This is a genomic window from Amycolatopsis sp. NPDC098790 (genome assembly GCF_044759945.1).
GTDB lineage: Bacteria > Actinomycetota > Actinomycetes > Mycobacteriales > Pseudonocardiaceae > Amycolatopsis.
Map to the genome: position 1 here is coordinate 238,758 of NZ_JBIWAI010000004.1, position 14,659 is coordinate 253,416.

Below are 14,659 nucleotides of genomic sequence, written 5' to 3' on the forward strand. Positions count from 1 at the left end.
GGGTCCGGGCGGCCGGGAGCCGGGTTCGCTAGTGTCGGCTCGGTGAGTAATCCGCTGGTTGCGCCGGTGAAGGATTCGACGACGGCCATTTCCGGCGTGTCCCTGCTGGAAAGCGCCTCCGACCTGAAGTCGGCGATCGAAAGCGGCGACTGGGCGTCCGTCGCGATGGGTGCGGTGGGGACCGCGCTCGACGCGCTGTCGATGGCGATGGACCCGTTCGGCGCCATCCTCGCCGCCGGGGTCGGGTGGCTGATCGAGCACGTCGGCCCGCTCAAGGAAGCCCTGAACGCGCTGACCGGCAACGCGGACGAGATCGCGGCGCAGTCGGAGACCTGGTCGAACGTCGCCAAGGAGCTGGAGAGCGTCTCCGCCGACCTGGTGGACGCGGTCAAGGCGGACCTCGGCGGCTGGACGGGCCCGGCGGCCGACGCCTACCGCAAGCGTGCCGAGGACACCTCGACGCTGATGGCGAGCGCGCAGAAGGGCTGCGAAGGCGCGGCCAGCGGGGTGAAGACGGCCGGCGAGGTCGTCGCGGCGGTCCGGGCCCTGGTGCGCGACATCATCGCCGAGCTGATCGGGCACCTGATCTCGTGGGCGCTGCAAGTGGTGTTCACCCTCGGCATCGGGCTGACCTGGGTGGTGCCGCAGGTCATCGGCGCCGTCGCGAAGACGGCGTCGAAGATCAGCCAGCTCACCACCAAGCTGGTCAAGGCGCTGCAGGCGCTGATGCCGCTGCTCAAGCGCGCCGGCTCGCTGTTCGACGACGCGGGCAAGGCGCTGAAGAACATCAAGCCGGGCAAGGCCGCGCCGCCGCCGAAGCACGCCGACATCAAGGGCAACCCCAAGGACCTCGGCGGGCCCAAGGGCAAGGGCGACGACTCCACCAGCACCACCGGTGACCACGGCGGGGGCGCCCCGAACGGCCACAAGAACGATCCCCCCGGTGGCACCGGGGACAAGGGCAACGGCTCCCCGGGCAACGGCGACTCCACCGGCACCGCCGGCGCCCACGGCAAGGGCCCGGACAACTCGGGCCAGGGCGGCACCGGCTCGCGGGGCAACCCCGACGGCGACGGCACCACGCCGCAGGGGATCCGCGGCCAGGGCGAGAACAACCGCTCGATCGGCAACGAGGTCTGCGTGACCGACCCGGTCGCCGTCTCGACCGGGCAGATGGTGATGGAAGAGGTCGACGCGAGCCTGCTCGGGGTGCTGCCCCTGGTGTTCCGGCGGACGCACTTCTCCGGCTACCGCGCGGGACTCTTCCTCGGCGGCGGCTGGGTGTCCACTGTGGACCAGCGGATCGAGGCCGACGAGCACGGCGTCAGCTTCGCCGCCGAAGACGGCACCCTGCTGCGCTACCCGATCCCGGGCACGGACGACTGGGTCGTCTCCGAAAGCGGCCCGCTGCGCCCGTTGAGGCGCGCACTGGACGGCGGCTACCTGGTCGACGACCAGGAACTGGGCCGGCTGCTCTACTTCGCGCCGGGCAACGGGCGGTCGTTGCTGACGTCGGTGACCGATCGCAACGACAACGCGTTCGAGGTCGTGCGCGCCGACGACGGCCTGCCGCTGGAGATCCGGCACACCGCCGGGCACCGCGTCCGCTTCGAAACCCGCGACGGGCTGGTCACCGCGCTGTTCGCGGTCGCCGGCGACGACGAGGTCGAGCTGGTCCGCTACGCCTACGACCGCCGGAACCTCGTCTCGGTCACCAACCCGTCGGGGCAGCCGATGACCTACGCCTACGACCGCGCCGGGCGCATCGTGGGCTGGACCGACCGCAACGACGAGTGGTTCCGCTACCACTACGACCACGCCGGCCGCGTCGTCCGCACCGAAGGTTCGGGGGGCTTCCTGGACTGCGTGCTGGAGTACGACCCGGAGAACCGCGTCACGCGGTCGACCGACGCGCTCGGCCACACCTCCGAGTTCCACTACGACGAAGCCGGGCAGGTGGTCCGCGAGGTCGACCCGCTCGGGAACGCGACGCTGTCCGAATGGGACGCGCACGGCAGGCGGCTGAGCACGACGGACCCGCTGGGGCGCACCACGCGCTACCGCTACGACGAGCTCGGCAACCTCCTCGCCGAGATCCGCCCGGACGGCACGGAACGCACCTGGGAGCGCGCCGCGGACGGGCGCTCGGTGACGGTCCACGACGCGCCCGGCGTCGCGACGCGCCAGGAGTTCGACGAGCGCGGCAACCTCGTCGCGGTCGTGGAGCCGGACGGCGCGACCACCCGGTACCGCTACGACGACCGCGGGTTCACCATCGCGCGGACCGACCCGGCCGGCGCCACGGCCACCATCGTCAACGACGCGGCCGGCCTGCCGGTCGCGGTGACCGACCCGCTCGGCGGCGTCACGCGCTACGAGCGGGACGAGTTCGGGCGCGTCGTCACGATCACCGACCCCGTCGGCGGCGTGGAGCGCTTCGGCTACTCCGTGGACGGAAGGCTGGCCTGGCACCAGAACCCCGACGGCAGCCAGGACCGGTGGGTGCTCGACGGCGAGGGCAACAATCGGGCGCACACCGGCCCGGCCGGCGGCGTCACCCGTTACGAATACGGCGGTTTCGACCAGCCGACGGCGCAGATCCTGCCGGACGGCAGCCGGATCTCGGTCGGTTACGACGGCGAACTGCGGGTCGAAGCGGTGACCAACGAGCAGGGCCGCGTCTGGCGCTACGAGCGGGACGCGGCCGGGAACCTGGTGCGGGAAACCGACTTCGCCGGCGGCGTGACGGCGTTCGGCTACGACGCGGCCGGCCGGCTCGTCGAGCGCGTCCGCCCGGACGGGCAGCTCACGACGTTCCGCTACGACCTCGCCGGCCACCTGGTCGAGCAGACCGACGGGAACCGCACCACCCGGTTCGAGGTCAGCGCGACCGGGCAGCTGCTGGCGGCCGACGACGGCACCACGCGGATCACCTACGAACGCGACGCGGTGGGCCGGGTCCTGGCCGAGACGGTCAACGGCCGCACGGTGCGCTCCGCCTACGACGCCGCGGGCCGCCGGGTGCACCGGAGCACGCCGTCCGGCGCGGAAAGCACGTGGGAGTACGACGCCGCCGGGCTGCCGGTCGCCGCCCGGCTCGCCGGCCGGGACCTGCGGTTCGCCCACGACGCCGCCGGCCGCGAAGTGCGCCGGACCCTCGGCACCGGCGCCACCCTGGTGCAGACCTGGACGCCGAACTCGCAGCTGGCGTCCCAGGTGATCACCGACCGGTCCAACGCCACCCGCCAGCAGCGCTCCTACGGCTACCGGGCCGACGGCGAGCTGGTCGCGCTGCACGACCAGGCGACCGGCCCGCGCGAGTTCGGCCTCGACCCGCTCGGCCGGGTCACCGACGTGCGGTCACCGCGCGGGGCGGAGTCCTACCGCTACGACGAAGCCGGGAACATCACCGAAGCGGCGTGGCCCACAGCCGAGGCGGACCTCGTGGGCAGGCGGACGTTCGCCGGCCCGCTCGTCACCACGGCCGGCGGGACGCGCTACGGGCACGACCGGCGCGGGCGGGTCGTGCTCCGAGAACGCACGATGCCCGGCGGCGTCAAGCTGACTTGGCGGTTCACCTGGGACGGCGACGACCGGCTCGTCGCGGCCGCGGTCCCCGACGGCAGCACCTGGCGCTACACCTACGACGCGCTGGGCCGCCGCGTCGCGAAGGAGCACGTGGCCGCCGACGGCCGGACCGTGCTCGAACGCGTCGAGTTCACCTGGGACGGGCAGCTGCTGGTCGAGGAGGCCCGGCACACGCCCGAGGGCGTGCAGGCCACGGTGTGGGACTACGAGCCCGGCGACTACCGGCCGCTCGCGCAGCGCGGCCGGGCGGCCCGGCCGGGCCAGGCGTGGGTGGACACCCGGTTCGACGCGATCGTTGCCGACCTGACGGGCAGTCCCGCGGAGCTGGTCGACGACCACGGCCGGATCACGTGGTGCGCGCGCACGAGCGTGTACGGGGTGGGTGGTCCGTCGGCGACCCCGCTGCGGTTCCCCGGGCAGTACTTCGACGCCGAGACGGGGTTGCACTACAACGCCCAGCGCTACTACGACCCGGTGACCGCGCGCTACCTGAGCCCGGACCCGCTCGGCCTGGTGCCGGGGCCCAACCCGTACGCCTACGTGGACAACCCGTTCGGCCAGATCGACCCGCTGGGCCTCGCCCCGCAGTCGTGCGGCAAGCCCAAGCTGACGATCGACACGAACGTCGGCAACAACCCGATCCAGCAGTCGCCGGGCGGCGGCAAGTACAGCCAGTCCCCGGGCGGCGGCTGGTACAAGGAGTCGGCGCCGGCGGGGCCGAACAAGAACAAGAAGAACCGCCCGGCGGCGGGCATGGACAACCCGAGCTGGACCCACCAGAACATCCGGCCGATGTTCGAAGACGCGCTGGTCAACAAGAACCAGATGCCGCCCGGGTTGAAGACGGACGCGCAGAACAAGTGGATGCAGAAGCACGGCCAGTTCCAGACCTACCACCAGGACGGCACGCCGGACCAGATCGTCCCCAAGAAGAACGCGATCATGGGCCACAACAAGGCGGCGGGGACGTACTTCAACGAGACCGGGCACAAGCTGCCGATCGAGGACAACAAGCACTACAACCGCCAGGGCAGCAGCTACGGCCAGGTCGAGTACTCGAAGAGCTCGTCGGGAACGGGCGCGCACGAGGACAAGTACATGCCCCCGCGCCCGGACCGCGGTTCCCACCCGACGTACACGAACCCGGCGGCGCCGAACCACACGGGTGGCCCGTGGCCGTCGTACCCGCAGGCGCCGAACGGGTTGCCGCCGGGGTCTTCGGGGGTTTTGCCGGATGGGACGCCGATCCCGCACGCGCCGACCAGCCCGACCCCTTCGAGCGGACCTCCGCCGGTTCACACCCCGCCGGCGTCGCCTACGGGGCCCCCGTCGAAGCGGCCCAGGTTGGACTAGAGGGCACTGCTCGGTGCGTCCGCCGGCCGGGCGAGCAGACCTTGGAACAGCATCGCCATGACCGCGGACACCTGCTGGTCGATGGTCTCGTTCCGCCGCGTGAAGCAACGGAGGAACAGGCTGTTGACCACCATGGCGGCGGCGTCCTCCGCGCTCATGAGGCGGGCCAGCTCACCCGACTCCTGACCCGCTCGGAGAGCCGGGACCAGAATCGCCGGGATGTCGACGTCCGCCTTCACCCTGACCGCCACGTCGGGTGCGGCCGCGGTCTCGTGGGCGACGATCGCCAGCAGGGCGTCGATGTACTCCCGGTCGTTCGTGGTGATCGTGGCCAGCCGGCGGAGGAACCTCGTCACGGTTTCCGCGGTCGAGTAGCCCAGGGTGCGATCGTCCGCGGTGTCCTGCCGAAGCCGCTCGACATGAGGGCGCAGGGCCTCGACGACGATCAGCGCCTTGCTGGGGAAAAGCCGCTTGAGCGCACGCAGCGGCAGCTTCGCCGCCATCGAGATGTGGGTGAGCGTCGTGGAGAAGTAGCCGCGAGTCCCGAACTCCGAACGCGCGGCGTCGAGGACGAGTTCTCTCGGGTTGTCGGGAAGCGCGTCCACCTGGCCTGCCTCGTACATCACCTTGACGTCCCGTGCCAGTGGAGCGATGACGTCGTCGATTCGCTCATGCCCTTGGCCGGTGTCGACGATCGACCCGACCAGTGCGAGGACGGCATCGCCGAACAGCTCGCCCGATACCGCGTCCGGATCGGCGAGGTGGCGCACCACCAAGCCTTCGACGAGAGCGGACAGGACGACCGCCAGCTTTTCCGGGGTGAACGGCGAGCGCATGGACGCGCCCCATCGGGCAAGAATCGCCTCGTACGCACTCTTTCCGGCCTCGTCGTAGCTGGCATACGCCTGCTGCAGCTTTTTCATCGCACCGTCGTGATCGCGGCCCAGCACGATGATCGCCAGTTGAAGAATGGTGGACGGGTCGGCTCGCACCTGCTCGAAATCCCACGCGCAGACAGCGCGGATCGTGTCGCGTGGATCACCGCCCGATTCGACGAGCTGCTCGCGAACCTTCTCGCCCAGTTCCCGGGTGACGCGCAACGGGGCGACCGTCAACGAGGACAACATGCTCTCGACAAACTGGGTCTTCTGCCCGAACGTCTTGTAGAAGGTCTTCTGGCTCACGCCTGAGCGTCGCACGACTTCGTCGACGTTGACGCCACGCACAACGATGTCGATACCGTCTTCGAGCAGGTGCTGGACACCGGCACTCAGAAGCTTCTCTTCGGATACGGACGCTTCGCTGGTCATGACCTGCCTTGGGTTCGAGATCGGTTGCCGCGCACCTGTATCGCCGCGGTCCCGCCCGGCGTTAGAGGATGCTCACCCCCTTCTTCCGCATTCACCCACTCTGGTGAATCTCGGTGTCGTTATGTATCAGTGCGATCTCACCGAATGCGTCGGCACACTGAGGACACCCCGGCCTTTCCCCGCCGGTTTTTCCCTCACGAGAACAGGAATCACCGTGAAAAGAAGGTTCCTCGCCCTTGGCCCTGCCGTCGTCTTCACCGTGCTCACCGCCGGGTGCGGTCCCGAGCCCGTCACGCCGCACACGACGATCCTGATCGGAGCCACCGCGACCGCCAACGAACCCGCGGTCGACATGCACGACGACAACCTCGACGTCGTGCGCGACGCCGTCGGCCGCGGCACCGTCGATGTACTCGGGTTCGTCGGCTCCGCCACCGACCAGCCGGTCGTACGCCAGGACGTGTCCGTGTACTACGACGAGCGCACGAAGGAGCTCGAGACGGACTCGGAGCGCCTCGATACCGGTTACCAGAAGCACATGACGCCGGTGCGGGAGAAGATGGCGGCCTCGGCGGGCACTCAGTCGCAATTGGACCTGCTCGGCTTGCTTGGCGAAATGGCGCACACCAACGGCCCGGCGACGATGCTGGTCTACAGCAGCGGGTTGCAGACCACAGGACTACTGGATCTGCGCGGCTGGGGTTCGGATCTCGATGTGGACGCCACCGTCGAGGGGCTCCCCGAGGACAAGCTGCCCGACCTCACGGACAAACACGTCTTCTTCGTCGGCCTCGGCCAGGTGGCGGGCCCGCAGCAGCAACTCCCGCCGGAGATGTACTCGGCCGTGCAGGAACTCTGGCTCAAGGTCTGCCGTAAGGCGCACGGCCACTGCGAACCCCTCGTCCAGCGCAGCAGCGGCGGCCCGCCGCTGTCGACGGTGCCGGTACCGGTGATCCCGGTGCCTTCGCACCCGACGGTGACCGTGTTCGGCGACCCGGCCACCGGACAGACGGTGCGGATCCTCCTCCCCAACGGCGTCTTCTTCCGCAAGGAGTCCGCGGATTTCCTCCCCGGCGCGGACCAGGCACTGCGAGGCATGACGCAGTACTTCCGATCCGACGCGGCGAGCGTCGCCCGCTCGGCGACAGCGGTGGGGCACACCGCGACTTCCGGACCGCGTGACGGTGCCGTCGAGCTCTCGAAGAAGCGCGCGTGCCGCGTGGTCGACGCGCTGGCGGCCGACGGGATCGACCGGTCCCTGTTCAAGGTCGACGGTGTCGGCTTCGACCGTCCACTGAGCCCGGACCTCGATTCCGCCGGGCGCCTCATCCCGGAAGCCGCCGAGAAGAACCGCACGGTCGAGGTGACCGTCACCCGATTCAGGAGCACCCGATGACCCTGCAAGACCACCCGGCTTCACCGCCGGTCCCCGAGCCCGGCGGCGCCGGCCTGCCGGCCCTGGTCCAGCGACCGGGCAAGCACCCGCGCGTGGCCTGGTGGTACTGGCTGCGCCACCCCTGGCGCGCGGCTTGGATCACCTCGCTGATTCGCGAGGCGTTCCGGTGGCGTGCCGCTCCGAACCCGCAACCGGCCCGGCTCACGTGGACCGAAGAACTCCTGCTGCGCCGCGGCCAGAGAGCGCAGCAGAAAGCGGTCGACGCGGTGGCCGCTCGTGTGGAGCGCCTGGCCGGTGAATTCCGGGCGTTGCGCGCGAGGGCGGCGCGGGAACGCACGCTCGCCCAGCGCGCACAAGCCCGGCGCGTGCTCCCCGGCTCCGGTACCTACGTCTACACGGCCGGACCGATCACGGCCGCCGAAGCCGGTCAGGTCATCGACCAGTGCCGGCAGCGGATCGCTGAGGACACCGAACGTGGCGATACCCGCCACCAGCAACGGCCGTCGAAGACGTGGACCAGGGCGGCCATGGCACCGCTCGCCGTCGACATCGTGTCGCTGCTGACCGTGATCGCGAAGTTCTTCAACATCACGCCGGACAACGCGCTGCGCAAGCCTGCCGAGACCGCGACCGCTGCCGGGTTCGCCGTGATCGCGTCCTTGGTGCTGGCTCTGCTGGCTCATTCGACGGGGCACACGGCGGGGCACCTGAGGGCGGTTGACGGGCACGCCGGCGCGGAGAAGGAGCGGGAGCCTTCGTCGTCGAGGCTGGTGCTGTACGGCAAGCTGATCGGTCTCTTCGCCGTGAGCACGATGGTCGCGGTGTCGATCGCGACGCGGATCATCCACCCCTCCGACACCGTGAACACCGGAACCCTCGGTGTGGTGATCGGGATCCTCGTCGGGCTCACCGCGTTCATCGCACCGTGGCTGCTGGTGCTGAACCAGATGCGGGCGGTGGGCTCGCTGGAGGTCCGGACGATCGACGAGCTGACCGGGATGGTGCGTGGTATCGAGGACGCGGTGGCCCAGCACGAAGCGGCCGCGATGAAGGCGGACGAGCAGGCAGCCGGCAAGCAACGGTCCGCGGAACAGGCGAGGACGACGGAACTCGCCAAGTCGATGCAGGTCACCGCCATGATGGAAGAAGTCGTGCGGCTCGCCCGGAGCCTGCACACGACGGCCGGCCGGTTCGCGCTGTCCGGCAACGCCTCGGTCGACGACCCGTTCCTCTCGATGCGCTCGGTCCTCGCGACCGACGATTCGAGCATCGACGAGGCGATGAACCGTTTCGACGAGCCGGGCGCGCAGCCGGAAGACGACGAAGACGACAACAGGTAGGTGGGACCGGGTCGGCAGGTTCCTGCCGGATCAGCCTTTTGCTGCGTTCTGCACGGTCGGCCCTCGACAACGAGATCACCTCTCGACGCCGAGGGCCGATCGGCCACCGGCCGCAACGCGCGACACACCTCGCCGGTCACGAACGAACCCGTTGATGGTTCCGAAGCCACGTGTAACGCAGTTTCGCGCAGTCGCGACTCCTGCTGTGATCGTCGGCAGCGGAGGGACGCGGTATGGCATACAGGTTCAACCCACCGCCGAACTGGCCGGCCGTTCCAGCCGGATGGACACCGCCACCCGGCTGGCAGCCGCCTGCGGACTGGCCGGCACCGCCGAAGTTCTGGCAGCTGTGGACCCTCGAACCCGAACCGCGGCCCCAGCCGGTACCCGTTCAGGCAGGAGCCGCTCCGGCGGCATCGAGCAAGCCCGGATTGTTCGGCTCTCGGAAACGGGTACGAGAACTCGAGGCCGAACTGAGCACGGAGACCGCCAAGCTCCGGCAAGCAGCCACTCAAATTCGTGAACTCAGTGCACACAACGCCACGTTGAGCGCGAAACTGGCGGAGCTCGACGCCAAGTACGCCGAACTCCGCGGTAAGGACGCACTGGAGGTCGAGCGAGAAATCCGGCAGATGCGCCGAACTGCCGCCGAGCTCGAGCAGGACGCCCAGAAGCAGCGCGAGGCTCAAGCGCAGCGCCGGAAGGACGCCGAGGCGGAACTGGCCGCCGTCCGGCAGCAGATCGACGAAGCGTCGGCGAACCTCGATTCACTGCGTGCCCAGATCGTCGAAACCAAGGAGATCACGCTCCTCCAAGAGGCCGGTATCTACGAGTTCCGGCACCGGCTCGCCGACGCCGTCGCCTACAAGGCGGCCTTGCAGCGGCTCAAGGACTCCATCAAGATCGCCGCGAAGAACAACCACGCGATCACCGCGAGCACTGACTGGACGGTGAACGGCTCCGCCGTGGAAGGCCAGCGCATGGTCCGAGACTTCTCCAAGCTGATGTTGCGCGCCTACAACGCCGAAGCGGACAACTGCGTGAGGTCGATGCGCCCCTACCGGCTCGACTCCGCGAAGGACCGTCTGACCAAAACCCGTGACGTCATCTCCCGTCTCGGCAAGACCATGAACATCAACATCGCTCCCGGCTATCACAGGTTGCGCCTCGAAGAACTCGAACTCACCGCCGACCACCTCGCGAAGGTCGAAGAGGAGAAAGAGCGCATCCGAGCCGAGCGGGAGCGTCAACGGGACGAACAGCAGGCACAGCGGGAATTCGAGCGTGAAAAAGCCCGGCTGGCGAAAGAAGAAGCACACTGGCGCAACGCCCTGCAGAAGTGGGCCGAGTCCGGCGACGAGCAGCAGGCCGAAGCGGCGCGCACGAAACTGGAAGAGATCGGTGACGCGATCAGAGGGGTCGAGGAGCGCGAAGCGAACATCCGCACCGGGTGGGTCTACGTGATCTCCAACGTCGGATCCTTCGGCGACGGTGTGGTCAAGATCGGGTTGACCCGGCGGCTCGATCCGCTCGAGCGCGTGCGCGAACTCGGCGACGCCTCTGTTCCGTTCAGATTCGACGTCCACGCCAAGATCTTCGACGCCGACGCGGTGAGCTTGGAAACGCGGCTGCACCAGCACCTCGCCGACCGGCGCGTCAACCGGGTCAACCTCAGGCGCGAGTTCTTCTACGCCACCCCGTCCGAGGTCCTCACCATCCTCGACGACCTGGGACTGAAGGACAACCTCGTCGACTACGTCGAGGAACCCGAAGCGCAAGAATGGCGTTCCAGCCGGCAGTTGGCCGGCGACACCGACGTGCCGGCCGCCTCCGCGACGGTTTCGTAGTCCACGGCTACCGCGGTCGCCACCCTGACACCGGCCCCTCCACTCGAGGACTGCAAGCCGCAGTCAATCCCGCGGCGGCCCTAGCCGTCGACTGCGGTGAGGAGGCCCTGTTCGCGGACCATCGGTACCGACAGGGTCTTGTAGCCGTGGTCGTCGAACACCGCCGTCAGCGTTTGCTCGTCCGCGGACATCACCGTTCCCCGGCCCCACTCCGGGTGCTCGACCACGCTGTTCACCGGGAACTCGCCGTCGCCGGGTGAGGTTGCTTCGGCGGTGCCCGCGATGCACGTGTCGCAGTTGCCGCACGGTTCGGTCAGCCGCTCGCCGAAGTAGCCGAGGAGGAACTGTCTGCGGCAGCCCGTCGTTTCGGCGTAGCCGCGCATCATCTCGATGCGGGACCGGATCAGCCGTTGGTGGGCCTCGGCCGCCTCGATTCCGCGCTCGACGGCCTCCTCGGGATCCACATCGGACTGTTCGAGGCGGCCGTCGGGGAGGACGGTGATCGAGCCCGTCTGCTCCAGCAGGTTCACCGCCCGCGTGCGCTGGGCCGCCGGCATCCCCTTGCCCAGCTCCGCCGGCTTCAGGGGTGCGTCGTGCTCGGCGAGGGTCGTGGCCACCTCCGCCAGCGCCTTCTCCGGCGCCTTCGCCGCGGTCAGGAACTTCTGCCTGCCGAGGTCGCGCGGCCGGTGGTACAGCGTGATCTCCGCCGGTTCGCCGTCGCGGCCGGCGCGGCCGATCTGCTGGTAGTACGTGTCGAGCGACTCCGGGGCCGCCGCGTGCAGCACGAACCTCAGGTCGGCCTTGTCGATCCCCATGCCGAACGCCGAGGTCGCCACCACCGCGTCCAGGTCGCCGTCGAGGAACCGCTCGTGCACGCGTTCGCGGTCGGCCGCCTTCATCCCGGCGTGGTAGGCCGCGACCCGGACGCCCTCCGCGGCGAGTTCCTCCGCGTAGGTTTCGGCGTCCTTGCGGCTGGTGACGTACACCAGCCCGGGCCGGGTCGCGGGGTCCGCGGTCAGCGCGCGCGTCCGGGTGATGACGGCGTGGTGCCGCTCGTCGTCGTCCGGTAGCGGGTCGACGCCGAGACGCAGGTTGGGCCGGTCGAAGCTGGCCAGCACCTCGCGGTGGTCGCGCAGGCCCAGCCGGGCGACGATGTCGGAGCGGACCGGCAGCGCGGCGGTCGCCGTGAGCGCGATCACGCGCGGGTGCCCGAGCCGCTCGATCACCGGCGCCAGGCGCAGGTAGTCCGGCCGGAAGTCGTGGCCCCACGCCGAGACGCAGTGCGCTTCGTCCACCACGAACAGCGAGACGCCGAGCTCGGCGACCGCGTCGAGCACCTCGTCGGAGGCCAGCTGTTCCGGCGACAGGAACAGGTACTCGGCCTCGCCGGCCCGCAGCGACTCCCACGCGTGCTTGCGCTCGGCCGCGCGCTGCGCGGAGTTCAAGGCGACGGCCGCCGGGGCCCGGCTTTCTTCGATGCCCTCGATCTGGTCGTTCTGCAGCGCGATCAGGGGCGAGACGACCAGGGTCGGGCCGTCCAGCAGCAGGGCGGGCACCTGGTAGATCGCGGACTTGCCGGCCCCGGTGGGCAGCACGGCGAGCACGTCGTGCCCGGCCATCACGTGCTCCATCGCCGCCAGCTGCTCGTCGGTCAGCCGGGACCAGCCGAAGTCCTCCGCCGCGATCCGCTGGAGTTCGTCGCGTCTGCCTGCCATCCGCCGCAGGTACCCGCGCCCCGGCGGCAGAAACCCGGCTAGCCGAGCCGGATGACGATGCCCGTCAGTCCGCTCAGCACGCTCGCCACGCCCGCCCGGAGCGCCGCCGAGGCGCGGTCCGGGGTGAACGACGCCGGGTCGTAGCCCGTCGACGTCCCCAGGCCCTCGCCGCGGAAGGACGCGCCCGGCCAGTTGGCCGCCGTCACGTTCGCCGTGGGTTCGGCCAGCTCGGCGCCCAAGACGAGGAACTGCTGGTCGAGGTGGTTGGCCGTGACCAGGGCCAGCGCGTCCACGAGGTCCTTGCCCGTGCTGATGACCAGGTCCGGTGCCAGCTTCACCGCTTCGCCGATGCTCTCGGTGAACCGGCCGGTGTCGGGCGCTTCGACGGTCTTCAGGCTGACCTGCTCCTGCGCGGCCCAGCTCGTCACGGCGTCCGCCAGCGTCCGGCTCGGCGCGTCGTCGCCCGACTTGAGCAGGACCACCCGGTAGCCGGGTGACGGGCGGACCGCGTCCCAGGAACCCGGGCTCGGCGTCACCGTCGCCTCCGGGGTGGGTGACGCCGTCACGAAGCCCGGCCCGAGGGCCCCGATCGCGGCCGGCTTCGGGTGCGGGGCCGACCAGTCGTCGGCCGGACCGCAGCCGGCGGCCACGACGGCGAGCGCGGCCACCACGCCGGCGGTCCAGAGGCGCGAACGCACGCTGATCGTCCTTTCCGGAGGGTCGAGTCGCCTCTTCCTACCCCACGTCCCGTCCCGTGCGACGGCCGACGGCATCCCATCGCCGGTTGTTCGCCGGGCGTTCGCCTCGGGCCAGCAGTCTGCGGGGCGACCGGAAAGAGGACCCCATGCGCCGCCGTCTCGCCCAAGCCTTCGCCGTCGCCGCGTTCGCGGCCGTGGCCGTCACGTTGAGCGGGTCACCCGCCGGCGCTCACGGCTTTTCGTCGACCGTCTACGCCGACCTGACGTCCCCCGAACAGGGGCACGTCCGCGCCGTGCTCGGCCTCGAGTACGACCTGCTCGTCGTGTCGGCCGCGGACGCCGGACACGACGATCCGCTGTTCCGGCAGGGCACCGCGGCGTTCGAAGCACGCGACCCCGCCGGTCAGGCCGCCGCCCTGCAGGCCCACGCCGCGTCGGTCACGAAGTACGTGACCGAGCGGTTCCGCGTGACCGCCGACGGCCAGGCCTGCACGCCTGCCCAGGACGGCGGCTTCGGGATCGAACAACGCGACGGCGTGCCGTACACGCTGCTCACCCTGGACTACCGGTGCCCCGCGGCCGAGTCCCACGAGGTGGCCGCCACGCTGTTCGGGGACGCGGAGGGTTACGTCCGCGACACCAAGACGATCCTCACCTACCACCTCGACCTGACCTCGGGCAGCGCCGCCCTCGACGCGCGGCAGCCGTCGTTCTCCACCCACCAGGCCTGGACGCAGCGGTTCTGGGAGTTCTTCCGGCTCGGCGCCGAACACCTGCTGACCGGGCTCGACCACATCCTGTTCCTGCTCGCGCTCATCGCCGGGTCCCGCCGGCTGCGCGAGATCGTGCTCGCCGCGACGACGTTCACGCTCGCCCACTCGGTCACGTTCGTCCTGGCCGCGCTCGGTCTCGTGCACGTCCCGGCCGAGATCATCGAGCCGCTCATCGCGCTCTCGATCGCCGTGGTCGCCGCCTGGCCGCTGTGGCGGATGTGGCGTCGCGGTTCCCCGGCCGGCGAGCTCGGCGACGACGGCCGCTTCAGCCTGGACCGGGCCGGCTGGATCCGCCTCGGCGTCGTCTTCTGCTTCGGCCTCGCGCACGGGCTCGGCTTCGCTTCGGCACTCGGGATCGACGCCGCCTGGTCGTGGACGCTGCTCTGGTCCCTGCTCGTGTTCAACCTCGGGATCGAAACCGTGCAGCTGGCGATCATCGCGCTGGTCTTCCCGCTGCTCGCCCTGCTGCGCCGCCGGTCCCCCGCCGCGCCCCGCTGGACGACCGGCGCGATCGCGGCGGCCGTGTCCGTGGTGGGGCTGACCTGGTTCGTGCAGCGGGTGGCGGGCGGATGAGTTCTTCCGGCGCACGCAACCGGTTGTCCCGGCCCGGTTCACCTTCCTCACACCAGCGCCATCGAC

At 70.3% G+C, this 14,659-nt stretch carries 8 protein-coding genes; 5 read left to right on the forward strand and 3 right to left on the reverse strand.

Annotated features, from left to right (window positions below; translation table 11 throughout):
• Nucleotides 1-42 precede the first annotated feature (42 nt).
• Complete coding sequence (locus tag ACIQWX_RS30520; protein ID WP_400878218.1) at nt 43-4,941, forward strand: RHS repeat-associated core domain-containing protein; 4,899 nt, start codon at nt 43-45, stop codon at nt 4,939-4,941.
• Here ACIQWX_RS30520 and ACIQWX_RS30525 read toward each other — a convergent pair.
• Nucleotides 4,938-6,251, reverse strand: coding sequence for a TetR/AcrR family transcriptional regulator (locus ACIQWX_RS30525; protein WP_400878221.1), 1,314 nt, complete (start codon nt 6,249-6,251; stop codon nt 4,938-4,940). The two genes, ACIQWX_RS30520 and ACIQWX_RS30525, sit on opposite strands and share 4 nt — an antisense overlap.
• Before the next feature lie 214 nt (nt 6,252-6,465).
• Here ACIQWX_RS30525 and ACIQWX_RS30530 point away from each other — a divergent pair, with 214 nt between their 5' ends.
• From ACIQWX_RS30530 to ACIQWX_RS30540, 3 genes are all read left to right on the forward strand, one after another.
• Complete coding sequence (locus tag ACIQWX_RS30530) at nt 6,466-7,647, forward strand: OmpA family protein (protein WP_400878224.1); 1,182 nt, start codon at nt 6,466-6,468, stop codon at nt 7,645-7,647.
• Nucleotides 7,644-8,987 carry a hypothetical protein gene (locus ACIQWX_RS30535; RefSeq protein WP_400878227.1) on the forward strand — a complete coding sequence of 448 codons (1,344 nt, stop codon included), beginning with the start codon at nt 7,644-7,646 and terminating at the stop codon, nt 8,985-8,987. Before ACIQWX_RS30530 ends, ACIQWX_RS30535 begins: the two co-directional genes overlap by 4 nt.
• Before the next feature lie 233 nt (nt 8,988-9,220).
• Complete coding sequence (locus tag ACIQWX_RS30540; protein ID WP_400878230.1) at nt 9,221-10,834, forward strand: DUF4041 domain-containing protein; 1,614 nt, start codon at nt 9,221-9,223, stop codon at nt 10,832-10,834.
• 80 nt (nt 10,835-10,914) lie between these two features.
• Here the strand turns inward: ACIQWX_RS30540 and ACIQWX_RS30545 are convergent, their stop codons facing one another.
• Nucleotides 10,915-12,549: a RecQ family ATP-dependent DNA helicase gene (locus ACIQWX_RS30545; protein WP_400878233.1), complete on the reverse strand. Its 1,635-nt coding sequence runs from the start codon at nt 12,547-12,549 to the stop codon at nt 10,915-10,917.
• Nucleotides 12,550-12,587: 38 nt separating this feature from the next.
• The gene (locus ACIQWX_RS30550; protein ID WP_400878236.1) at nt 12,588-13,247 is read right to left on the reverse strand and encodes a hypothetical protein; all 660 of its coding nucleotides are present in this window, start codon (nt 13,245-13,247) and stop codon (nt 12,588-12,590) included.
• A gap of 146 nt (nt 13,248-13,393) precedes the next feature.
• On the opposite strand from ACIQWX_RS30550, the gene ACIQWX_RS30555 reads away from it, so the two are divergent.
• Nucleotides 13,394-14,593: a HupE/UreJ family protein gene (locus tag ACIQWX_RS30555; RefSeq protein WP_400878237.1), complete on the forward strand. Its 1,200-nt coding sequence runs from the start codon at nt 13,394-13,396 to the stop codon at nt 14,591-14,593.
• Nucleotides 14,594-14,659: the final 66 nt, after the last annotated feature.